Source organism: Bacillus sp. EU52 (assembly GCF_037964975.1).
GTDB classification, from domain to species: domain Bacteria; phylum Bacillota; class Bacilli; order Bacillales; family Bacillaceae; genus Bacillus; species Bacillus subtilis.
Window position 1 is genome coordinate 2,338,118 of the sequence record NZ_CP150177.1, and the last position, 22,574, is coordinate 2,360,691.

General features: G+C 44.8%; 24 protein-coding genes. 9 read left to right on the top strand and 15 right to left on the bottom strand.

The features are described 5' to 3' along the window. The first annotated feature begins 22 nt into the window (after positions 1 to 22). A complete protein-coding gene (locus NSU05_RS11875) occupies positions 23 to 181 on the top strand; it encodes a hypothetical protein (protein ID WP_004398585.1) in 159 nt (52 codons plus the stop codon). On the opposite strand, the gene NSU05_RS11880 is transcribed toward NSU05_RS11875, so the two are convergent. The 5 genes from NSU05_RS11880 to NSU05_RS11900 all read right to left on the bottom strand — a co-directional run bounded on the left by NSU05_RS11880 (position 178) and on the right by NSU05_RS11900 (position 4,766). Further along, positions 178 to 564, bottom strand: coding sequence for a VOC family protein (locus NSU05_RS11880; RefSeq protein WP_080287617.1), 387 nt, complete (start codon positions 562 to 564; stop codon positions 178 to 180). The genes NSU05_RS11875 and NSU05_RS11880 overlap by 4 nt on opposite strands. A 4-nt stretch (positions 565 to 568) precedes the next feature. After that, positions 569 to 1,528, bottom strand: a complete 960-nt coding sequence (gene coaA, locus NSU05_RS11885; protein ID WP_003245966.1) for a type I pantothenate kinase — start codon at positions 1,526 to 1,528, stop codon at positions 569 to 571. Between the two features lie 71 nt (positions 1,529 to 1,599). Next, entirely contained in the window at positions 1,600 to 2,946 is a 1,347-nt protein-coding gene (dsdA, locus tag NSU05_RS11890; RefSeq protein ID WP_038429268.1) for a D-serine ammonia-lyase, read from the bottom strand. 75 nt (positions 2,947 to 3,021) lie between these two features. Continuing rightward, the gene (locus NSU05_RS11895) at positions 3,022 to 3,801 is read right to left on the bottom strand and encodes an SDR family oxidoreductase (RefSeq protein ID WP_015483409.1); all 780 of its coding nucleotides are present in this window, start codon (positions 3,799 to 3,801) and stop codon (positions 3,022 to 3,024) included. Positions 3,802 to 3,806: 5 nt separating this feature from the next. Further along, a complete protein-coding gene (locus NSU05_RS11900; RefSeq protein ID WP_038429269.1) occupies positions 3,807 to 4,766 on the bottom strand; it encodes an MBL fold metallo-hydrolase in 960 nt (319 codons plus the stop codon). A 404-nt stretch (positions 4,767 to 5,170) separates the two neighbouring features. Between NSU05_RS11900 and proC the strand changes: the two genes are divergently transcribed. Continuing rightward, positions 5,171 to 6,007, top strand: coding sequence for a pyrroline-5-carboxylate reductase (gene proC / locus NSU05_RS11905; protein ID WP_029317946.1), 837 nt, complete (start codon positions 5,171 to 5,173; stop codon positions 6,005 to 6,007). Between the two features lie 39 nt (positions 6,008 to 6,046). Here the strand turns inward: proC and NSU05_RS11910 are convergent, their stop codons facing one another. Next, entirely contained in the window at positions 6,047 to 7,690 is a 1,644-nt protein-coding gene (locus tag NSU05_RS11910; protein ID WP_038429270.1) for a M20/M25/M40 family metallo-hydrolase, read from the bottom strand. A 171-nt stretch (positions 7,691 to 7,861) separates the two neighbouring features. Here NSU05_RS11910 and namA point away from each other — a divergent pair, with 171 nt between their 5' ends. Together namA and NSU05_RS11920 are read left to right on the top strand one after the other, a co-directional pair. After that, positions 7,862 to 8,878 (top strand): NADPH dehydrogenase NamA, encoded by a 1,017-nt coding sequence (gene namA, locus NSU05_RS11915; protein WP_038429271.1) that lies wholly within the window; start codon positions 7,862 to 7,864, stop codon positions 8,876 to 8,878. Positions 8,879 to 8,987: 109 nt separating this feature from the next. Further along, positions 8,988 to 9,749 carry an alpha/beta hydrolase gene (locus tag NSU05_RS11920; RefSeq protein WP_038429272.1) on the top strand — a complete coding sequence of 254 codons (762 nt, stop codon included), beginning with the start codon at positions 8,988 to 8,990 and terminating at the stop codon, positions 9,747 to 9,749. Positions 9,750 to 9,792: 43 nt separating this feature from the next. Here the strand turns inward: NSU05_RS11920 and rpmG are convergent, their stop codons facing one another. After that, entirely contained in the window at positions 9,793 to 9,942 is a 150-nt protein-coding gene (gene rpmG, locus NSU05_RS11925; RefSeq protein ID WP_003226511.1) for a 50S ribosomal protein L33, read from the bottom strand. A gap of 81 nt (positions 9,943 to 10,023) precedes the next feature. Next, entirely contained in the window at positions 10,024 to 10,947 is a 924-nt protein-coding gene (gene rnz / locus NSU05_RS11930; protein ID WP_004398681.1) for a ribonuclease Z, read from the bottom strand. A 226-nt stretch (positions 10,948 to 11,173) separates the two neighbouring features. Between rnz and zwf the strand changes: the two genes are divergently transcribed. Then, complete coding sequence (gene zwf / locus NSU05_RS11935) at positions 11,174 to 12,643, top strand: glucose-6-phosphate dehydrogenase (protein ID WP_014480196.1); 1,470 nt, start codon at positions 11,174 to 11,176, stop codon at positions 12,641 to 12,643. A gap of 124 nt (positions 12,644 to 12,767) precedes the next feature. Here zwf and gndA read toward each other — a convergent pair whose 3' ends face one another. Next, on the bottom strand, positions 12,768 to 14,177 hold the full coding sequence (gndA, locus tag NSU05_RS11940) for an NADP-dependent phosphogluconate dehydrogenase (RefSeq protein ID WP_003230365.1): 1,410 nt from the start codon (positions 14,175 to 14,177) through the stop codon (positions 12,768 to 12,770). A 109-nt stretch (positions 14,178 to 14,286) separates the two neighbouring features. After that, entirely contained in the window at positions 14,287 to 15,531 is a 1,245-nt protein-coding gene (locus NSU05_RS11945; RefSeq protein ID WP_015251756.1) for a DNA polymerase IV, read from the bottom strand. Positions 15,532 to 15,603: 72 nt separating this feature from the next. Between NSU05_RS11945 and mifM the strand changes: the two genes are divergently transcribed. The 3 genes from mifM (at position 15,604) to NSU05_RS11960 (ending at position 17,657) form a co-directional block, all read left to right on the top strand. Continuing rightward, positions 15,604 to 15,891, top strand: a complete 288-nt coding sequence (mifM, locus tag NSU05_RS11950; RefSeq protein WP_010886563.1) for a membrane protein insertion/folding monitor MifM — start codon at positions 15,604 to 15,606, stop codon at positions 15,889 to 15,891. A gap of 30 nt (positions 15,892 to 15,921) precedes the next feature. Next, entirely contained in the window at positions 15,922 to 16,749 is an 828-nt protein-coding gene (locus NSU05_RS11955) for a membrane protein insertase YidC (protein WP_003230359.1), read from the top strand. Between the two features lie 179 nt (positions 16,750 to 16,928). After that, positions 16,929 to 17,657, top strand: coding sequence for a DUF2071 domain-containing protein (locus NSU05_RS11960; RefSeq protein ID WP_038429273.1), 729 nt, complete (start codon positions 16,929 to 16,931; stop codon positions 17,655 to 17,657). 40 nt (positions 17,658 to 17,697) lie between these two features. Here the strand turns inward: NSU05_RS11960 and NSU05_RS11965 are convergent, their stop codons facing one another. From NSU05_RS11965 to mce, 3 genes are read right to left on the bottom strand one after another with little or no spacing between them, the layout of a single operon-like run. Beyond that, entirely contained in the window at positions 17,698 to 18,813 is a 1,116-nt protein-coding gene (locus tag NSU05_RS11965; protein WP_003230352.1) for a tripeptidase T, read from the bottom strand. A 17-nt stretch (positions 18,814 to 18,830) separates the two neighbouring features. Further along, positions 18,831 to 20,354 carry an acyl-CoA carboxylase subunit beta gene (locus NSU05_RS11970; protein ID WP_074794484.1) on the bottom strand — a complete coding sequence of 508 codons (1,524 nt, stop codon included), beginning with the start codon at positions 20,352 to 20,354 and terminating at the stop codon, positions 18,831 to 18,833. Continuing rightward, positions 20,347 to 20,769, bottom strand: a complete 423-nt coding sequence (mce, locus tag NSU05_RS11975; RefSeq protein ID WP_029726744.1) for a methylmalonyl-CoA epimerase — start codon at positions 20,767 to 20,769, stop codon at positions 20,347 to 20,349. The genes NSU05_RS11970 and mce overlap by 8 nt, the downstream gene beginning before the upstream one ends. An 89-nt stretch (positions 20,770 to 20,858) precedes the next feature. Here mce and prli42 point away from each other — a divergent pair, with 89 nt between their 5' ends. Next, on the top strand, positions 20,859 to 20,951 hold the full coding sequence (gene prli42 / locus NSU05_RS11980; protein ID WP_003226489.1) for a stressosome-associated protein Prli42: 93 nt from the start codon (positions 20,859 to 20,861) through the stop codon (positions 20,949 to 20,951). Positions 20,952 to 20,970: 19 nt separating this feature from the next. Here the strand turns inward: prli42 and NSU05_RS11985 are convergent, their stop codons facing one another. Together NSU05_RS11985 and NSU05_RS11990 are read right to left on the bottom strand one after the other, a co-directional pair. Continuing rightward, positions 20,971 to 21,501 (bottom strand): L,D-transpeptidase, encoded by a 531-nt coding sequence (locus tag NSU05_RS11985; protein WP_004398604.1) that lies wholly within the window; start codon positions 21,499 to 21,501, stop codon positions 20,971 to 20,973. A 51-nt stretch (positions 21,502 to 21,552) separates the two neighbouring features. Next, the gene (locus tag NSU05_RS11990) at positions 21,553 to 22,521 is read right to left on the bottom strand and encodes an aromatic acid exporter family protein (RefSeq protein ID WP_038429274.1); all 969 of its coding nucleotides are present in this window, start codon (positions 22,519 to 22,521) and stop codon (positions 21,553 to 21,555) included. Between the last annotated feature and the right edge of the window lie 53 nt (positions 22,522 to 22,574).

Sequence of the window (22,574 nt, forward strand, 5' to 3'; positions counted from 1 at the left end):
CCGCAAACATGAGGTGAAGAACATGAATATAGGTGATGTGATGTTTCAGCTGTTTGTATTTATTATATTTGCCGCTGTCGTCTTTGCGGCTGTTACAGGCTTCAAGTATGCGAAAAACCGAAAAGCGCAGCTGGATCGCATTGAGAAAAAGCTGAACAGCCTGTCCGAAGATCACGATTAACAGCTTGGGGCAACGAGCTCTACCTTAATCCGGTCCGGATCCTCACAATAGACTGCATAATGCCCGTCTCCTCCGGCAAAAGGATGCCTGTCTCGGTACAACACACGATAACCTTTTGCCGTCAATTTTTCAGTCATCTGATCGACTTGAAGCTTGGATTCAGCATGAAATGCGAGATGGTTCAGACCGACTCGGCATCTATGGTATTCCGGCTCTAGAAATGGCTCTTTCGCCTGCACAATCACTAGGTAAAAACGATCTTTCTTCCAGCTGATGCCTGAGCTCCATTTTTGATACTCTTTATAGCCAAGTTCTTTTAAGAACCAGCCCCAAAACCGCCTAGACGCCTCCAAATCAGAGACATACAGTTCAATATGATGCACAATTTCATACCCTCCTTACCAGCACTTCCTCGACCTTATGCCCGTCTCCCTTACGCAAAATGAGATCTGACCTGAATTTAGTCGGCAAAATATTTTCATATAAATTCGGCCGGTTGACACTCTCCCAAATCGAGGCTGCCATCTCGTCAGCCTCCTGATCAGACAAGTCTTTAAATTTATGAAAATATGAATCAGGATTTTGAAAAGCAGTTTCCCGAAGCAGGCGAAAACGCTCTAAATACCAAGTGAAAATCCGGCTTTCCTCCGCATCCACATAAATCGAAAAATCAAAGAAATCGGAAACAAAAATACGCGGGTTTTCCCGGTCATCCTCCAAGGTGGGCGACTGAAGAACATTAATGCCTTCAATAATCACAATATCCGCCTGTTCTACAACCTCGAACACACCTTCCTCGCGGTCATAGGTTAGATGGGAATACACCGGGGCCTTTACGCTGTCCTTTCCTGATTTTAAGTCATTCAAAAATTCGAGCAGCGCCTTTACATCATAGCTTTCAGGAAACCCTTTTCTAGACATCATATTTTTCTTTTTCAGCTCGGCAGTAGGAAATAAAAAACCATCTGTCGTGATAAGGCTCACTTTTGGACGGTCAGGCAAACGCGAAAGCAGCTTCTGCAAGATCCGCGCCGTCGTGCTTTTTCCGACTGCGACACTGCCGGCAATGCCGATAATAAACGGAATTTTGGCTGAATGTGGGTGCTTCAAAAAAACATTGACATGCTTATTGCGTTCAGCCGCAGACTTGACATGTAAATGAAGCAAGCGAACAAGCGGAATATAGATCGTCTCCACTTCTTCAACAGATAGATAATCATTCAATCCTTCCACAGCTTTTGCCTCTTCTTCAGATACAGCAATCGACAAATGCCCCCCAAAACCAGACCAAGACTCCCGATTGTGCTGTGTATATAAAGTATGTAGGTTAAGTTCTTTATTTTTCACTGTTTACACCTGACTCTCTGTAGGTTAAAACCCTTACAAAGATTGTAACGGAAAACCTTTTCACTGTCTGCTTATTTTTCATTTCGTTTTTTTAGCAAATCAGCACCGATTCGGTTATACGCAGCCATTTCATCTTTTGGAACCATGCTTCCTCCCGTTCCCCAGACGACATGTACGGCATGTTCCACCTTATATTTCTGAGCATAGCGCCTTCCCTCTTCTGTCGAAAAAAGCTGAACCGGCCCGAACATGCCGGCAAGAGCAGAGGGCTCTAAATATTTATCTTCAGATACAGCCAGCATATGAAGCAAAGTATAAAGCGTATTGTCCTCTACCGTATAACAGCCGCTCAGAAGCGGTTCAATCAGCTTGCCGACAAATCCTGACGGCCTCCCTACGGCAAGTCCGTCAGCAGCCGTCTGATTATCCAGGCCGATATCCTGGACGGAGATCTTCTCGTGAAGTCCTGAATAAAGCCCTAACAGCATACAAGGTGAATGAGTTGGTTCTGCGAAAAACACATGAACATGATCTCCGTATAAAAGCTTCAGCCCAAATGCTACACCGCCCGGTCCTCCGCCGACTCCGCACGGCAGATACACAAACAAGGGCGTCTCAAGACTTGGCTTTATATTCATACAGTCAAGCTGTGTTTTTAATCGGCTTGCGGCAACAGCATATCCTAAGAACAGCTGACGAGAATGTTCATCATCAATAAAATAACAGAATGGATCTTGTTCCGCCTGCCGTCTCCCCTCGTTCACCGCTTCGCTGTAATCTGTTTCGTACTCCATAACAGTGACTCCCTTTTGGCGGAGGAGATCCTTTTTCCACTGCTTAGCATCGGCGGACATATGCACTGTCACGCGAAAGCCGAGTGCCGCGCCGATGATGCCGATGCTTAAACCCAGGTTTCCTGTCGAACCGACAGCAATCGAATAGCGGGAGAAAAACCCGGCAAACCGCTCTTCCTGTAAGATGCGGTAATCATCGGTTTCCTGAAGCATCCCTTCTTGAAGCGCGAGATTTTCAGCATGCTTTAACACTTCATAAATCCCGCCCCTCGCTTTAATCGATCCTGAAATCGGAAGCTCATGGTCGCACTTTAAAAGCCATCTTCCGGGAAATGGCTGCTGATATGCCGCTTCCAGCTTTCCCTTCATATGCTGCACCTCAAAAAGCGGAGACTCGATGATTCCTTTAGCGCCTTTCGTCTCAGGAAACACCTCGGCAATGTAAGGTGCAAACCGCCGCATTCTTTTTTCCGCTTCCGCTATCTCGGTTGCCCACTCATCTGCACGGGGTATTGGCCCCTCTTTCTTGCCTGAATTTGCCCAGAATACAGGCTCTGCATCAATCAGTTTCTGAATAAACGGATCTTTAAGCAGAGCATGAAGGACTTCTGAATGAACTGACATTCAACAATCTCTCCCTTCCACTATCAAAAACTGCCTCGTGAGAAACAAGCCACTCCACCACAGGCAGTTCCATCATTATTTTTTCATGAGCGCGCGTCCTGCCAGCTTTTCTACAAGAGCTGGAAACAGCTGATACAGCTTAGTGCCGGCATTCATTAAACGCGGAAGATTGATCTCCCGCTTTTTCGTAAAAATTGCAGCTGTAATTTGAGCTGCCACGTCATCAGGATCAAGCATCCAGCGGCCGACATTTTTGGCGTAGTCCCCGCCTTTATCAGCAATGGAAAAAAAGTCCGTCTGAATCGGGCCCGGGTTGACTGTTGTCACATAAATGCCGGTTCCCGAAAGCTCCATCCGCAAAGCGTTTGAGTAACCTAACACGGCATGTTTGGTCGCGGAATAAAGGCTAGACTTCGGTGTTGCGATTTTCCCCGCTTGAGAGGCGATATTGATGATATGGCCCTTTTTTTGCTCAAGCATTTGCGGAAGCACCGCTTTTGTACAGGCGATCAGGCCGAAGACATTCACATCAAACATCGCTTTCATGTCATCCAATGTAGAGTCTAAAACCGTTTCAAATATACCGAAGCCCGCATTGTTAATCAGTACATCAACCGAGCCGATCTGATCGCGGACCCGGGCGATATCCTCTAGGCGGCCGACATCCAGAGGAAAAATCTCACACTGTCCGCTCCATTCCTCGGTTATTTTCCTTTTGATTTCTATCAAACGATCCTCGCGTCTAGCCGACAGCAGGACATGGGCTCCTTCAGCTGCGCATAAGTATGCGATTCTTTCACCAAGCCCTCCTGAAGCGCCGGTTATCCAAATCCTTTTTCCCGCTATATGTTTCACCCATTTCACCTCTTCATTGTTTTAAAGTATGCGGTATTTCCTTCCCAATATGACGTAATGGCTTCTTCAGCCTCTAACACATCAAGGTGACCTGCCGTTTCTGACATCGTTAAAAACAATTCCTTTTCATATACAGCAGGAAAAAGCTGCTGACAGACCTGAAAAGCGGTCATCGGCTTTTCATCCAGCATGCGACGAACATCCTCCGTCCTGTTCCTCTGCTTGTCAAAACGCTTCTCAATCAGCGCTTGTACACTGGTGATAGGCTCGCCGTGACCAGGAAATACGATTGTTGGATCAAGTTGAGACAGCCTTCGCAATGACCGCTGATAATCCACTAAAGGCTTTGACCTAACGTCTCCCGCTTTCGGCGCTTCCAAAATCGGATTAGACGAGCTGTTTGCCAGCAGTAGATCGCCGCCAAGCATCCTTCCGCTTTTTTCATGGAACAGAACGATATGCGATTCAGCATGTCCAGGCATCTCCAACACAGACCAGCCCTCAAGCCCATCTATGCCCATACCTTCTCTGATTGATTTTGTCAGAGATCTCGTACAGGAAAATGCGTACGCTGATCGAATCAGCTTTTCCGCCTTCCCCGTATCAAATGGAACGCCTAATTCAGGCAGCAGCTTTTGAAAAAAACGTTTTTGCCAATCCATAAAGGCTTGATTTCGGCTGATATAAGGTTCGTTGAATGTATGCCCAATCACTTCGATTTCATCTGAAAAGACATCAAGCAAGCCTGCATGATCAGCATGATGGTGAGTCAGTACAACCTGCTCGATATCTGACATTTTCACATTTACAGCGGCAAGCTGCTCTTGTAGGGCTCTGGCAGCCTCTTTTGTATTCGGCCCGGCATCGATAAGTGTCAGTGCTTCACCTTTTACGAGGTAAACGATAACATCGCCGACAGCAAACGGCGTCGGGACGCGGATCGCAATTACATCTTCAGTTGTCATCCTTTCGCTCCTTGTCTTCATTCATTATTCATATTTTAGCTTTTTCTCGGTCTTGTGTCATTATTGCAGAATGAGAACAAACCTTTTTGAAAAAGCTATTGACATTAGCTTGTCCGCCATTGCATAATGAACAACAAACTAAAACGAGAACCATTGGAACGCTATGACGAGGAATAGTATACAAGGCAATGGCCTAAGAGAGCGATACCCCCGGCTGAAAGGTGTTGCGGCCCGCTTGTTTGTAGAACCTGCCCTCAAGTCGCGGTTAGGAAAACCTAAACGTTTCCCGCGTTACGGGATTTGAGCTGAGCACAATTTGTGCTAATGAGGGTGGTACCGCGAACCTTTTCGTCCTTTACGTGATGAAAAGGTTTTTTTGTTGTTCTGATAGAAGGAGGATATCAATGAAAAAGATAGGATTTGTCGGCGCCGGGTCAATGGCAGAAGCAATGATCAACGGCATTTTGCAAAGCGGCATCACAAAACCAGAACATATCTATATTACAAATCGCTCAAATGACGAGCGTCTGATTGAATTAAAGGAAACGTACGGCGTGCGTCCATGCAGAGATAAAAATGAGTTTTTCACTCACACCAATATCATTATCCTCGCTTTCAAACCGAAAGACGCGGCGGAAAGCATCGACAGCATCCGGCCGTATATCAAGGACCAGCTTGTCATTTCAGTACTTGCAGGCCTTACCATCGAAACCATTCAGCATTATTTTGGCAGAAAGCTCGCAGTCATTCGCGTCATGCCTAATACATCAGCGGCAATCAGAAAATCAGCAACCGGATTTTCCGTAAGCACGGAAGCAAGCAAGAATGATATTATTGCCGCAAAAGCTCTATTGGAAACAATCGGTGATGCAACACTGGTTGAGGAGCGGCATCTTGACGCTGTCACTGCAATCGCAGGCAGCGGCCCGGCCTATGTGTATCGTTATATTGAGGCGATGGAAAAAGCGGCACAAAAAGTAGGATTAGATAAAGAAACGGCAAAAGCACTCATTTTGCAGACAATGGCAGGGGCAACAGATATGCTCCTTCAAAGCGGCAAACAGCCGGAAAAGCTGCGTAAAGAAATCACCAGTCCTGGGGGCACTACAGAGGCAGGTCTTCGCGCTTTACAGGACTCCCGCTTTGAAGAAGCAATTATTCACTGTATTGAAGAAACAGCTAAACGGAGCGCAGAAATCAAAGAACAGTTTGCCGGCGCCGCCTTAGAGAGACATTCTTAGATGTAAGACAAAAACAGAAGGCACAGTGCCTTCTGTTTTTTATTTTTCCCGCAGCAGCTGGCCGGCAGATTCTGATTGCTTTAATAGCGCGGAGATCGTAAATGAAAGCAAATCGGGAAGCACTTCAAAGGAATAAGGCATATACAATCTTTCCGTCCATTTATGCGGGTCTTTACCAGCCGGACCGACATTTAAAACCGGGACATATAAAGCCTGATTTTTACCGCTTGGCAATGAATATCCTCTGTTAAAGAGCGGCATATTGCTTGTGTATGCATCAACCTCCTGCTTTTCCAGCTGAAGATAACTCAAGTCGGAAAGTCCGGGGAAGTACTGAACCTCCTGTAATGCAATGCCGTATCGCTCAGCCGCATAATGCTTTAACTGTTCTGCTGTATTTCTGATCAATTGATCATCCTTTGAAGAAACAGCTGGATAAAGCGGCGGACTATAAAACAGAACGATGAGCGGCGCATCCTCCTTACAAAGTGAAGCAAGCTCAGAAACAATTTTCGTCGAAAAATCCCTATCTCCAAGCTCGCCCCTGTTAGCAAAGGCATAATTTAGAGCCCGCTCTGTTTCCGAGATCCCCGCACGCTTTTTTGCACGCGAGACCAGCTCATCAAATGTCAAAACAGTGACGTCCCGCTCAATCGGCTGAAATGGCTCAAATTGTTGAAAATCCTGTGTTTTCTTCCGAACGTTCGACATGATTTCCTCCGCCGCCTGTTCTGCTGTTTTAAGCAGCATCTGATGCAGCTCACTAGCTGAGCGTTTCATTGACAGCACATTAAATAATGTGACGGCTGTATGCGGTGTCTGGACTGAATATGCCTCTTTCAAGTCCTTTTGCATTAAGTTTACCGGCGGCGGAGTGACCTCGCCATCAACCTTTTCGCAATAATCAGCATTCAGTTCAAGCAAACGGTTAATCTCAGATACCATTAAATTTGCGTTTAGGCCTGAAAACGGCTCTCCAACATGTGTCTCAATCCCCTTGCAGAAAAAACCCGCAAGCACCTTGCCAATGCTTCCTGTATAAAAATATTGCTGCTGATCGCCGGGAAATTTTTCAAACATCGGTTCGGCATTCAGGCAAGCGGTTAATGTGATATCATGCTTTTTCTCCATCTCCTTCAATGCAGGAACCGCTTCAATCATGCCTCTTGAATTCACTTCCTCGTCCGGAACCGTTATCAACAGCAGATTGCCCTCAAAATGCCCGTTCATTGCCCTCTCCAGCATCGACAGTTGAACACAAAGCCCCGCTTTCATATCCATCGTCCCTCTTCCGAACAGCCAGTCTCCGCTTTCGGCATCTCTTCTCACACGTTCCGGGAGCAGCTCTTTTTTCTCTAAAAAGGAGCTCAAAAGCTCAGCAGGCTTGCAAGCCATATGTTTAAATTCGCCGTAATCTTCTATGTCAACGACATCAAAATGACTCAGCAGAAGCACTGTCTTTTTGACATTCTTCTTTTTGACTAGAGCCGTAAGAAAAGATCTGCCATCGTCCATCGGATGAAGTGTTACATCATCAGGGTGCTTTTGAAAATAGGGCTTGTCCTTCAAAATAAAATAAAGATACTCTGCAAGCGCTGCCTCGCCCTTTGAACCGGTGATGCTTTCGTATTGCACAAGAGAAATTAAAAGTGCCAGCAATTCGTCCTTCGTCTGCCAATTCATTGATTCCGCCCCTCCTATGAATAAAAATGCTTCTATACTGAAAAATAAACTGATTTCTCGTCTATTATACAGAAATGTTTGACAAAAGCGGTTCTTTTGAGCAGTTTATATGACGGGAAAGAAATGACTTGATATAATCAATCTCTAAAAACCTTACGGGAGGCGAAAGAAATGGCCAGAAAATTATTTACACCTATTATAATTAAAGATATGACGTTAAAAAACCGCATTGTCATGTCGCCAATGTGCATGTATTCTTCTCATGAAAAGGACGGAAAATTAACACCGTTCCACATGGCACATTACATATCGCGCGCAATCGGCCAGGTCGGACTGATTATTGTAGAGGCGTCAGCGGTTAACCCTCAAGGACGAATCACTAACCAAGACTTAGGCATTTGGAGCGACGAGCATATTGAAGGCTTTGCAAAACTGACTGAGCAGGTCAAAGAACAAGGTTCAAAAATCGGCATTCAGCTTGCCCATGCCGGACGTAAAGCTGAGCTTGAAGGAGATATCTTCGCTCCATCGGCGATTGCGTTTGACGAACAATCAGCAACACCTGTAGAAATGTCAGCAGAAAAAGTAAAAGAAACGGTCCAGGAGTTCAAGCAAGCGGCTGCCCGCGCAAAAGAAGCCGGCTTTGATGTGATTGAAATTCATGCGGCGCACGGATATTTAATTCATGAATTTTTGTCTCCGCTTTCCAACCATCGCACAGATGAATATGGCGGCTCACCTGAAAACCGCTATCGTTTCTTGAGAGAGATCATTGATGAAGTCAAACAAGTATGGGACGGTCCTTTATTTGTCCGTGTATCTGCTTCTGACTACACTGATAAAGGCTTAGACATTGCCGATCACATCGGTTTTGCAAAATGGATGAAGGAGCAGGGTGTTGACTTAATTGACTGCAGCTCAGGCGCCCTTGTTCACGCAGACATTAACGTATTCCCTGGCTATCAGGTCAGCTTCGCTGAGAAAATCCGTGAACAGGCGGACATGGCTACTGGTGCCGTCGGCATGATTACAGACGGTTCAATGGCTGAAGAAATTCTGCAAAACGGACGTGCCGACCTCATCTTTATCGGCAGAGAGCTTTTGCGGGATCCATTCTTTGCAAGAACTGCTGCGAAACAGCTCAACACAGAGATTCCGGCCCCTGTTCAATACGAAAGAGGCTGGTAATGCCCATAAGAGATATCCTGTAGAGGATATCTCTTTTTTTATTTTTAGAGAAACGATCGGCTAAGGTTCTCCGTCTCCCTAGTAGAACCAATTAGAGGAGATGACTCCAATGAAATCAGCTTGGATGGAAAAGACATATACAATTGACGGATGTGCGTTTCATACACAGCACCGGAAAGGATCAAGCGGTGTAACGATTGTCTTTGAGGCCGGCTATGGTACTTCTTCTGAGACGTGGAAACCATTAATGGCGGACATTGATGATGAATTTGGCATTTTCACATATGATCGGGCAGGCATAGGAAAAAGCGGGCAAAGCAGAGCTAAACGAACAGCTGATCAACAAGTGAAAGAATTGGAGAGTTTGCTTAAAGCAGCTGATGTAAAACCTCCTTATTTGGCTGTTTCACACTCATACGGAGCTGTCATCACCGGTTTATGGGCCTGCCAAAACAAGTATGATATTATCGGCATGGTCCTTCTTGACCCAGCTTTAGGCGATTGCGCCAGCTTTACCTTTATACCCGAAGAAATGCACAAATCACATACGAGAAAGATGATGCTTGAGGGCACGCATGCAGAGTTTTCAAAAAGTCTGCAGGAGCTCAAAAAGCGGCAAGTCCACTTAGGAAACATGCCTCTCCTTGTGTTGTCATCAGGAGAACGGACTGAGAAATTCGCTGCTGAACAGGAGTGGCAAAACTTGCACAGCAGCATATTGTCTCTATCTAACCAAAGCGGCTGGATTCAAGCTAAAAACAGCTCCCACAACATCCATCATGATGAACCTCATATCGTTCACTTGGCTATTTATGACGTATGGTGCGCAGCGTGCCAGCAGGCCGCTCCTCTTTACCAGGCAGTCAATTAACGTAAAAAAAGACCGGGCCGTAAGGGATTCCCGGTCTTTTATATTATTTTGTTTCACGGTGAAGGGTATATTTCTTTAAACGCGGTGAATATTTTTTCAGCTCCAAACGGTCTGGATTGGTGCGTTTATTTTTTGTTGTGATGTAATTTCGGTCTCCCGTTTCAGTGCAGGCTAAAGTAACATTTACTCTCATAATTAACATCTCCTTATAAAACGTAATGATTACGTTTTATTATACAACATCATCACAAATTGTCAAATAAGAGCTCTGCCTTCAGCCTCGCGGGACGTTTACCTCTAAGAAATCATATGCCGCCACGCTATTGGGGAAAACGTCAACCGCTTCTTTTTGAAGCTCCAAAGAAGCATCTCCCTGATATCTTGCGCTGATATGGGTTAAAATGAGCTGCTTCGCTCTTGCTTCTTTCGCTGTTACAGCCGCTTGTTCCGTTGTACTGTGATAATAATCATAAGCAAGTTTACGGTCTTCCTTAGCAAAGGTTGCTTCATGAACAAGCACATCACAATCCCTCGCAAGCTCTTTTAGTTTGTCACTTACTCTCGTATCACCGGAGAACACAACAGATCTTCCCTTTTTAGGAGGCTCCAGAAAATCATTCCCATTGATGATTCGTCCGTCTTCAAGCGTTACCGTTTCGCCTTTTTTGATTTTCTGATATACAGGTCCGGGCGGGATGTTCATTTCTTTTAATACGTCAGCCTTCAAGGAACCCGGTACGTCTTTTTCCTGCACACGGTACCCGAAGGCTTCCACTCCATGAATAACAGATACCGCTGTGACAATAAACTGATCGTCCTCAAACACGATTCCTTCTTCAATTTCCTGGATCGCAAGCGGATATGTCAAATGGGTTTTCGTGACGGCAAGGCTTGTTTCAATAAACGCCTTGATCCCTTTAGGTCCGTACACTGTCAGCTCGTCCTCTCCGCCTTGAAAGGAACGGCTCCCCAGAAGCCCCGGAAGTCCGTATACATGATCGCCGTGCATGTGTGTAATAAAGATTTTCTCTATTTTACGAGGTTTAATCGTTGTATGTAAAATTTGATGCTGTGTGGCTTCCCCGCAGTCAAAAAGCCATACCGAACGCCTTTCTTCAAGCAATTTTAATGCCACCGACGTTACATTTCTCGCCTTGGCGGGGATGCCGGCTCCCGTCCCTAAAAAAAGTAATTCCACGTTTCCTTCCTCCTACTAGAACCAGATACCTACAAGAATACAGGATCAAGCGGAAAATGTGAATCTTGCCTCTGAAAAGAACAATCCTTTCGTGCTAGAAACATTTTTTCAGCATTCTGCTTAAAAAAGGGCTTAAATGTTTGCTTTCGTTGAATTTTAGATTTAAAATGAAGGAAATATACGGGGTGTACTAAAATAAAGCTTCGAATAAAGTGAGGTACTTTTAGTGAAAACAAACCAACAACCAAAAGCAGTAATTGTCATATTCGGTGCAACTGGAGATTTAGCAAAACGAAAATTGTATCCGTCTATTCACCGTTTATATCAAAACGGACAAATCGGAGAAGAGTTTGCAGTGGTAGGAGTTGGAAGAAGACCTTGGTCTAATGAGGATCTTCGCCAAACTGTTAAAACATCCATTTCCTCATCTGCAGATAAGCATATAGATGATTTCACGTCTCATTTTTACTATCACCCGTTTGACGTGACAAACCCTGGTTCTTATCAAGAGCTAAACGTATTGCTTAACCAGCTGGAAGATACATATCAAATTCCTAACAACAGAATGTTCTACTTGGCAATGGCTCCTGAATTCTTCGGAACGATTGCAAAAACATTAAAATCAGAGGGTGTAACAGCTACAACCGGCTGGTCTCGCCTTGTCATCGAAAAACCGTTCGGCCATGATCTGCCAAGCGCACAGGCATTGAATAAAGAAATCCGCGAAGCATTTACGGAAGATCAAATTTACAGAATCGACCATTATCTAGGCAAACAAATGGTTCAGAACATTGAAGTGATTCGATTTGCCAATGCGATTTTCGAACCGCTTTGGACAAACCGCTACATTTCAAACATTCAAATCACATCTAGCGAATCACTAGGCGTTGAAGACCGCGCAAGATATTACGAAAAATCAGGCGCCCTTCGCGACATGGTGCAAAACCATATTATGCAGATGGTTGCCCTTCTTGCAATGGAGCCGCCTATCAAATTGAACACAGAAGAAATCCGCAGCGAGAAAGTGAAGGTGCTGAGAGCACTGCGTCCTATTGCAAAAGACGAAGTGGATGAATACTTTGTGCGCGGACAATATCAAGCTGGTGAAATTGACGGTGTACCGGTTCCTGCTTATACAGATGAAGATAATGTCGCTCCTGACTCCAATACAGAAACCTTTGTTGCCGGCAAGCTCCTGATCGACAACTTCAGATGGGCTGGTGTTCCATTCTACATCAGAACCGGAAAACGAATGAAAGAAAAGTCCACAAAAATTGTCGTTCAATTTAAGGACATTCCGATGAACCTGTACTACGGTAATGAAAACAACATGAATCCGAACTTGCTTGTCATTCATATCCAGCCTGACGAAGGCATTACGCTTTACTTAAATGCTAAAAAGCTTGGCGGAGCAGCACACGCACAGCCAATCAAACTCGATTATTGCAGCAATTGCAATGACGAGTTGAACACCCCTGAAGCATATGAAAAACTAATTCACGACTGTCTTCTTGGCGATGCAACAAACTTTGCACACTGGGATGAAGTTGCCCTTTCTTGGAGCTTTGTCGACTCTATTTCTGAAACATGGGCAGCAAACAAAACCTTATCTCCTAACTACGAATCAGGCTCAATGGGACCGAAAGTATCTGATGATCTTTTGGCGAAAGACGGCTTACACTGGTGGAATATATAATAAGAAGAAAAAAGCCGAAAATGTTTACAAGCATTTTCGGCTTTTTTGCAGCTGTCACAGAGGTATAGCACTCTCATTAATAACAAAACCCCCGAAGCTCTATAGCTTTGGGGGTTTCTATTGATTACTTCATCCATTCAGTATGGAAGATGCCTTCTTTGTCAGTACGCTCATACGTATGAGCGCCAAAGTAGTCGCGCTGTGCTTGGATTAAGTTTGCAGGCAGTACGGCTGTGCGGTAGCTGTCATAGTAGGCTAATGCGCTTGAGAATGATGGCACCGGCACACCTTGGGCAACTGCAAGTGAAATCACTTGGCGAAGCGCTCCTTGATAGCTTTCTACAATATTCTTGAAATAGCTGTCAAGAAGCAGGTTGTCAAGCTCAGGCTCGCGATCGTAAGCTTCTTTGATCTTCTGAAGGAATGCCGCGCGAATGATGCAGCCACCGCGGAAGATCATAGCGATTTCACCATATTTCAGATCCCAGTTGTATTCTTCAGAAGCAGCTTTCATTTGGGCAAATCCTTGCGCGTATGAACAGATTTTACTCATGAACAACGCTTTTCTGACCGCTTCAATCAGCTCTTCTTTATTTTCTGTAACAGGCTTCACTTCTGGTCCTGAAAGAAGTCCGCTCGCTTTTACACGCTCTTCCTTCATAGCTGAGATAAAGCGTGCGAATACAGATTCAGTAATAATCGGAAGCGGAACGCCTAAGTCAAGTGCGCTTTGGCTTGTCCATTTTCCTGTTCCTTTTTGGCCTGCTTTATCAAGAATCACATCAACAAGCGGTTTGCCTGTCTCTTCGTCTTTTTTTGTGAAGATGTCAGCCGTAATCTCAATCAGGTAGCTATCAAGCTCACCTTTATTCCATTCAGCGAAAACTTCATGAAGCTCATCAGCAGAAAGGCCCAGCACCTGTTTCAGAATGAAATATGATTCAGAGATCAGCTGCATATCTCCGTATTCAATTCCGTTGTGCACCATTTTTACGTAATGGCCGGCGCCGTCCGGACCGATATATGTCGTACAAGGTTCTCCGTCAACTTTTGCAGAAATGGCTTCAAGAATCGGTTTTACAAGCTCATGTGCTTCTTTTTGTCCGCCAGGCATGATAGAAGGTCCTTTAAGCGCCCCTTCTTCTCCGCCGGAAACGCCTGTTCCGATAAAATGAATGCCGCTTTCAGCGAGTTCTTTGTTACGGCGCTGTGTATCTTTATAGTATGTATTACCGCCGTCAATTAAAATATCATCCTTCTCTAGATGAGGAAGAAGAGATTGAATTGTCGCATCTGTTGCAGTTCCCGCTTTAACCATTAATAAGATTTTGCGCGGTGTTTCCAAGGATTGGACAAATTCTTCAATGCTGTAAGTGCCAACAACATTTTTTCCTTTTGCCTCCTGTAAAAACTCCTCAGTTTTACTGCTTGATCTGTTGTAAACAGAAACAGAAAATCCCCGGCTTTCGATATTTAAAGCCAGATTTTTACCCATGACCGCAAGTCCGATAACGCCGATTTGTTGTTTTGACATATTCTAACGTCCCTTCTGCAAACGTTTAATCATTTTAAAATTTAAATTAAAATAAAATGATATTTATAATAAAGAAATTACCATACATTCACCCTTTTTTTCAAGCGATTCAGCTTTTCTTTTCATCTTGAAAAAAATCTTTATTAAAGCTTGTTCCCTTTGTTTTGCTCTCCTCTTTTTTTAACGTTGCCCCTTTTCTGATCAGTTTGGTACCGTACTTTTTATTCAGCTTTTCCATCATCTGCTGAATGGGCTCATCCTTCGCATCTTCATTAAAGCTGAACAAATCGAGCTGTTTATAGGCCTGCTCTTTTTCTACTAAATCCGTTCCGGTAATGCCAAGCAGCCTGACAGGATTTTTATTCCAATGTTTAAAAAAGAGGTGCTCCGCTTCTTTCAAAATGTCATTTTTTTGATCAATCGGGTTTCTCAGCGTAGTGCTTCTTGTGATGGTTTTCCAATCCGCATATCTAATCATAATAAAAAGCTTCGAAGCCATGACTTCCTTGCGCTGTAAACGGTCACTCACAGAAGCGGCAAGCTTTCTAAAGACGCCTAACAGCTCTTCTTCATCACTGGAATCATGGGAAAGTGTCGATGAGTTGCCGACGCTTTTAAATTCGTAAATGCGCTCCGGGTCAACCGGCGCATGGTGAATGCCATTTGCTTTATTTTTAAGGCGCGGACCGTTGATGCCAAGCAGGCGCTTCAGCGAGTGTTCATCAGCTGCAGCTAGCTCTCCGATTGTATGGATGCCGAGTCCCTTCAGTTTTTCCGCTGTCTTTTTGCCGACTCCGTGCATCTCTCCAACAGGAAGCGGCCACAGGATATCAGGCACTTGCCTCTTTCTTAAGATCGTAATTCCAAGCGGTTTTTTCATATCAGACGCCATCTTAGCGAGAAATTTATTCGGCGCAATCCCTATGCTTGACGGGAGCAGCAGCTCTTTTTGCAGCCTGCTTTGGATTTCTTTTGCCGTCTCTAGAGCGCGGCTGCTGTATGGTGTATCGGTCATGTCCATATAGCCTTCGTCGATAGAGACAGGCTCCACCAGGTCAGTATATTCACGAAGAATGGTAAACATCGCTCGTGAAGAGTTTCTATAGCGGTCAAAGTTCGGCGGAAGAACGATGAGCTCAGGACAATGGCGCTTCGCTTGCCAAACCGGCATCGTTGTTTTGACGCCGCGCGCTCTTGCTTCATAGCTGCATGTTACCACAATGCCCTTTCGCTCTTTTACGTTTCCGGCAACTGCGACCGGCTTTCCCCGGAGAGCCGGATCATATGCCATTTCAACCGACGCATAAAAGCTATTCATATCAATATGGAAAATAATTCGGCTCTTTCCCGGCATAAACAAATCTCCTTTTCGGTCATTAGACAACAGCTTGTACATATAGTAAAATGAAGCTATTGAATGGATGTGATGACAATGTTTGTGGAATCGATAAATGACGTTTTATTCTTAGTCGATTTTTTCACAATTATTCTTCCTGCTCTAACGGCAATCGGGATTGCATTCCTCTTACGGGAGTGCCGTGCGGGCGAGCAATGGAAATCAAAACGAACAGATGAACATCAGACGGTCTTTCACATTAACCGAACAGACTTTCTTATTATTATATATCATCGCATTACAACTTGGATACGTAAAGTCTTCCGCATGAATTCGCCTGTGAACGATGAGGAAGACGCCGGTTCTCTTCTTTTATAAACCGCATTTATAAAAAGGAGGAGAACAAAATTGTTAAAAACATATCAAAAACTTTTGGCTATGGGTATCTTTTTGATCGTATTATGCTCGGGCAATGCTGCATTTGCAGCGACTAATCAGGTGGGAGGCCTCAGCAACGTAGGTTTTTTCCACGATTATTTAATCGAACCGTTTTCCGCTCTGCTTAAGGGTGTTGCCGGGCTGTTTCACGGAGAATACGGACTCTCTATTATCCTCGTAACCATTATTGTGCGTATAGTTGTATTGCCTTTGTTTGTCAATCAGTTCAAAAAACAGCGCATCTTCCAAGAGAAAATGGCCGTTATTAAACCTCAGGTTGACAGTATCCAGGTTAAGTTGAAAAAGACGAAGGACCCGGAAAAGCAAAAAGAGCTGCAAATGGAAATGATGAAGCTGTATCAGGAGCATAATATCAACCCGCTTGCGATGGGCTGTCTTCCAATGCTGATTCAGTCTCCGATTATGATTGGGCTTTATTACGCGATTCGCTCAACACCTGAAATTGCGTCACACTCGTTTCTATGGTTCAGTTTAGGGCAATCTGATATTCTCATGTCCCTTAGTGCAGGGATTATGTATTTTGTCCAAGCCTATATCGCTCAAAAACTGAGCGCGAAATATTCCGCTGTCCCGCAAAACCCTGCGGCGCAGCAATCCGCAAAATTGATGGTGTTCATCTTCCCTGTGATGATGACGATTTTCTCGCTTAATGTCCCGGCAGCCCTTCCGCTGTACTGGTTTACAAGCGGACTGTTTTTGACAGTGCAAAACATCGTCCTTCAGATGACGCATCATAAAAGTAAAAAAACAGCCGCTCTTACTGAGTCGGTGAAATAAAAAAGCAACCCCGTGCGAAAAGCCGGGGTTGTTTTTTGTTACTTGTAAAGTACCGCGCCAAACAGTCTTGTTTATCATGGCTGAAGCAGAAATGGCCATCCTAAAAAATAGCCGTATCGTTTAAAAAGAAGGAAATCGGGAATACCTTTACTCACCTCCAACCGAAAGGAGCATATACGTTGACGGAACGCTTTCAGCAAAAAAATATTTCTGTACCTGATGGAATCTGGATCATGAGACAAACCTGGAATGATGTCTTATTTGCTCACTGGCCTGTTGATGTTTCTATCCTTCGCGCTTTGGTACCGTCCGTTTTAGAATTAGATACATATAACGGGCAAGCTTGGATCAGCATGCTTCCCTTTATGCTCACGAACCTGAGGGCGCGTTATCTTCCTGTCATTCCCGGTGCGCGTGCATTTCCTGAGCTTAACCTCCGCACCTATGTCACGTATAAAGGCAAGCCCGGCATTTATTTTTTTAGCTTAGATGCCGATGATCGTCTGGCGGTCCTTGGCGCTCGCACATTCTTTCATCTGCCTTATTTTTACGCGGATATGAAGTCCGAAAAAAACGGTGATGCCATTGACTATGTCAGCAAGCGGAAAAATGACAAAGAAGCAGCATTCCACGCCGCATACCGGCCCATTTCAGCGCCTTTTACAGCAGAAAAGGATTCGCTCGATTACTGGCTGACAGAACGATACAGGCTCTACACTACTTATCGCAATAAGCTCTATTACGAAGACATCCATCATCATCCATGGCTGCTGCAAAACGCCGAAGCGGAAATTTCAGTCAATACGGTGACTGATGCTCACGGCATTACATTGCCAGAGTCAGACCCCTTGCTTCATTACGCTAAAAAACAGGATGTGTTATTTTGGCCGCTTAGGAAATGGAGCTAAAAAAACCCGATGCGGGAAATCGCACTCGGGTTTTCTTTTTTTATTTTGCCGCCTCTTCAATAATGGCAACAACCATTTCTGCCGTTTTAACGAGCTCTTCGATCGGCATTTTTTCATTTTTTGTATGGATTTGCTCATAACCGACAGCAAGATTGACCGTCGGGATGCCATGACCAGCGATTACGTTCGCGTCGCTTCCGCCGCCGCTCGTTTGCAGCTCGCTTGGACGTCCGATTTTAGCAGCCGCTTTTTTCGCGATTTCAACAACTTGGTCGCCGTCTTGATATTTAAAGCCCGGATACATAACCTCAATTTCGACTTCTGCGCGTCCGCCCATATCAGCAGCTGCCTCTTCAAAAGCAGCTTTCATTTTTTGAACCTGAGCTTCCATTTTCTCAGGAACTAAAGAGCGCGCTTCAGCAAGAATATGAACTTCGTCGCACACAATGTTTGTTTGTGTGCCGCCTTCAAACCGGCCGATATTAGCTGTTGTTTCTTCATCGATACGGCCCAATGGCATTTTTGAAATGGCTTTGCTAGCGATTGTAATCGCTGAAATGCCTTTTTCAGGTTCAACCCCGGCGTGAGCGGTTTTCCCGAAAATTGCCGCTCTTACCTTCGCCTGTGTCGGCGCGGCCACAATGATATTTCCGACTTTTCCGTCTGAATCAAGAGCATAGCCGTAGGATGCAGTGATCATAGAACGGTCAAGCGCCTTCGCTCCGATCAGACCCGATTCTTCCCCTACTGTGATGATGAATTCAATCGTGCCGTGTTCAATGTTTTCTTCTTTCAGCACCTTAATCGCCTCAAACATTGCAGCCAATCCCGCTTTATCATCAGCGCCTAAAATCGTCGTGCCGTCAGTTTTGACGTAACCGTTCTCTACAACTGGTTTTACGCCGTTTCCGGGTACAACTGTGTCCATATGAGATGTAAAATAGATCGTATCTGTTTGTTTTGTCCCTTTTAGCGTGCAAATCAGGTTACCGGCTCCGTGGCCCGTGATATCCATTGTATCGTCTTCTTTAACGTCCACACCTAAATCAGAAAATTTTCGTTTCAGCACTTTGCAGATTTCAGCTTCGTGCTTTGTTTCTGAGTCAATTTGGACAAGCTCTAAAAATTCTTCCAGCAGGCGTTTTTCATTCACCATTTGTAAGTCCCTCCATATTAAAGCGGTATGTTACCGTGCTTTTTTTTCGGTCTCTCTTCTGTCTTATGTGCAAGCATATGAAAAGCTTGAATCAGTTTTCCCCTTGATTCTTCCGGCAAAATGATGTCATCGACCATTCCACAAGCTGCCGCTTTGTATGGGCCGGCGTTTTGCTTTTTGTATTCAGCTGTTTTTTCGCGTTTCGTCTTTTGCGGGTCAGCTGAAGCTTTGATTTCCTTTTCATACAAAATCGATGCCGCACCTTCTGGACCCATCACTGCGATTTCAGCATTCGGCCATGCAAACACAAGGTCCGCTCCGATCGCTTTGCTGTTCATGGCCACATAGGCGCCGCCGTACGCTTTTCTAATGATGAGTGTGACTTTTGGGACAGTCGCTTCAGCATAAGCAAACAATAATTTTGCTCCATGCCTGATGATTCCATTGTGCTCTTGCTGAATACCCGGCAGAAACCCCGGGACATCTTCGACAGTCAATAGCGGGATATCAAATGCGTCACAAAAACGGATGAACCTTGCTGCTTTATCAGCAGCGTCAATCGTCAGGCTTCCCGCCAGATGCTTCGGCTGGCTCGCCACGATGCCGATTGCTTTTTCACCCAGCCTTGCAAACCCAATGACAATGTTCTTCGCAAAAAATGGCTGAATCTCAAAAAAAGATTGCGGGTCAGCCAGCTCCCTAATCACCTTCCGAACATCATAAGGCTTTGTCGTATCAGCAGGGACAAGACGGTTTAATAACGGTCTGGACGCCTCTTTCTCTGGCTTCGGCTCTGTTGTCCGGCCATTCAGCGGCAAATAAGACAGCAGTTTTCTCACCCCTGTCAGAACCTCCTTCTCCGTATGCCCGGAAAAGTGGGCGTTTCCGCTGACGGCATTATGTATCCCCGCTCCGCCTAAGCTCTCCGCATCAACCTGTTCCCCTGTCACTTTTTCAATCACCTTCGGGCCGGTAATAAACATCCGGCCGGTCTGTTCAGCCATAAATATAAAATCTGTGAGTGCCGGAGAATATACAGCGCCTCCAGCGCACGGCCCTAAAATAACCGATATTTGCGGAATGACTCCGGAATATAAGACGTTTCGGTAAAATATGTGACCGTATCCATCTAATGATAACACACCCTCTTGAATTCTCGCACCACCTGAGTCATTCAGCCCGATAATCGGCGCCTTATTTTTTGCTGCCAGATCCATCAAAGCGCAGATTTTCCTGGCATGGGTTTCGCCAAGCGCCCCTCCGTACACTGTGAAGTCTTGCGCAAATACATAAACTGAGCGACCGTCAATTGTGCCGTACCCTGTCACGACCCCATCCCCTAACATGCGCTGTTCTCTTGTTAACACTTGACTTTCCATGAAGGGGTGTAATTCGATAAAGCTGTCCTGATCTAGAAGAAATATGATCCTTTCCCGAGCAGTGAGCTTGCCCTTTTGCCGCTGCTGAGCCAGCTTTTCCCGTCCTCCGCCTTCTTCTGCCTGCTTGCGTTTCGTGTATAAATGATCCATGTGCTCATTCATGCTCATTGTGTTGGTCTCCTTTCGGTTCACAAAGCTCTACAAGAACACCGTTTGTTTCCCGAGGGGAAATAAACGCGATCTTTTTCCCGTTCGCTCCCTGTCTTGGAAACCTGTCAATCAATTGAACATGCTGGTCAGACAATGCTTGAAGTTGTTCAGATAGGCCGTTGCACAAAAACGCAATATGATGCAGTCCCTGCCCTTTCTTCTCCAAAAATAAATGGACGGGGCTGTCAGCTGTCAACGGCTCTATCAGCTCAAGTTTGACGCTACCAGCTTGAAAAAAAGCAACATTCACCTTTTGCTCTTCAACCGTTTCTTGATGAAGAAATGCAAGCCCCAATACATTTTCATAAAAGCTTCTTGCATCTTTTATCGAAAAAACGGCTATCCCGATATGGTCAAGCCTGTTCATTTTCATCCCTGCTTTCGCTAATAGATATCGCTTGTCCGCCCATTCAAAACACGCTAAAATATAGACAGATTGTTTAAGGAGTGAAAATCATGTCTCAAAAACTGATGAAAAGCGTTTTGATCGTGATTTTGGGAGTTTTTATTCTTTCAACTGTACTCTCAGGAATCGTCATGTTTCTATAACGATAAAAAAGCAGGCGCCTTATTCAATGGGAATATCCTGCTTTTTTATCAGAGCTTTATGCTCGATGGCAATCTCCTCAAAAGAACGGTTGTCGTCCGTGATCAGCACTCTCGTTCCTACTGGTATCGTTTGAAACAAATGAACAACCTCATCGTTATGCATACGTATACAGCCGTTAGACACAAATTTCCCTACTGATTCCTCTCGGTTTGTCCCATGAATTCCATAAATCCGCCCGTCCGTTCCTTTCGCGTCAAATCCGATCCATCTTGCCCCAAGCGGGTTATCAGGAGATCCCCCTTCAATATTTTTCTTTCTGTAGTAAGGATTTTCCGCTTTTACCGTTACCGAAAACTCTCCTTCAGGCGTCAAATCATCTGTTTTTCCAGTCGCCACACTATACACGCCTTCTACTTTGTTGTCGAGGATAACAGCAAGTTCATTTGTTCGCTTGTTGACAATAACATACGGATCACCCGGCAGGGGATTTTCGCCGAGCGGCCAAATCGGTGAAATCATCATGAAAATCGAACATAAGAAAAAACGCATAAGCTCCTCCTTTTTCATTAGGTTGACCAATGAAGGAAGAGCTCATGCGAATCATCCGAGTGATTTTTGCGCTTTTATTCCTTTAAAATAACTTTTAATCACTAAATATTGTTCCATTTCGCCGAGAATATGGAAGAGAGCGGCCCTCGCTTCAAATTCCTCTCTAGTCGCAGGAAGCGGCATCTCCTCAAATTCTTTTCTCATGTCAGCAAGTCTTTTCAGAAATTTATACGCTGTATTCCCAGGGTGTATCGCCTCCCGCAAATCATGAATAAATTCAGCGATCATTTTTCCCTGATCTACCGTGATGGAGATCGATGTCACTTTAGGGAGAAGGCGTTCAATAATTTCAAATTGCTTTTCTCTCATTTTAAAATAATGATAATGCAGATTTTCGTAACGTAAAATGTGGTTTTGCACATCTCGATATGCCAGGTTTTTAGCCTCCGTAATAAGCTGGTGCGTTTCCGGAATTTCTTTTCCTGACCAATCTTGCTCACCAGTTAACAAATACCGTTCGATTTCTGCAAAAATGACAGCAAAGTTATCCTCTATCTTTTTACGGTAAGCAATCAGCTTCCGATCAAGACTCGGCATATACAAGTTCATCAATAGAGCGACGCCGATGCCGACCGTAATCAGCTGAACTTCATTCCAGATGAAAGTAGGCGTAATGCCGCCGGACATGTATAAATGAAGGATAATAACGGAACTGGTGACGATACCCTCGTTAATTTTTAACAGAACCGTTATCGGAATGAATATCAAAAGAAGCGCTCCGATCACAAACGGGTGGTAGCCAATAAGCTCGAAAAAGAGATAAGAAAAAACAATTGCCAGACAGCATGCCGCAAAGCGGGCCCATGAGGCCTGAAGCGACCGTTTTTGTGTGATTTGTATGCACAAAATGGTGATGATTCCTGCTGATGCGAAGTTTTGCAAATGCAATAACTGGCTTATATAAATAGCCAAAGCTGTTCCTAGCGCGGTCTTTATTGTGCGATAACCAATTTTAAACATGTCGGACTCCATTTCTATTTGTTTCTTCAATAAAAAAGAAGAGGCGGCCAGCC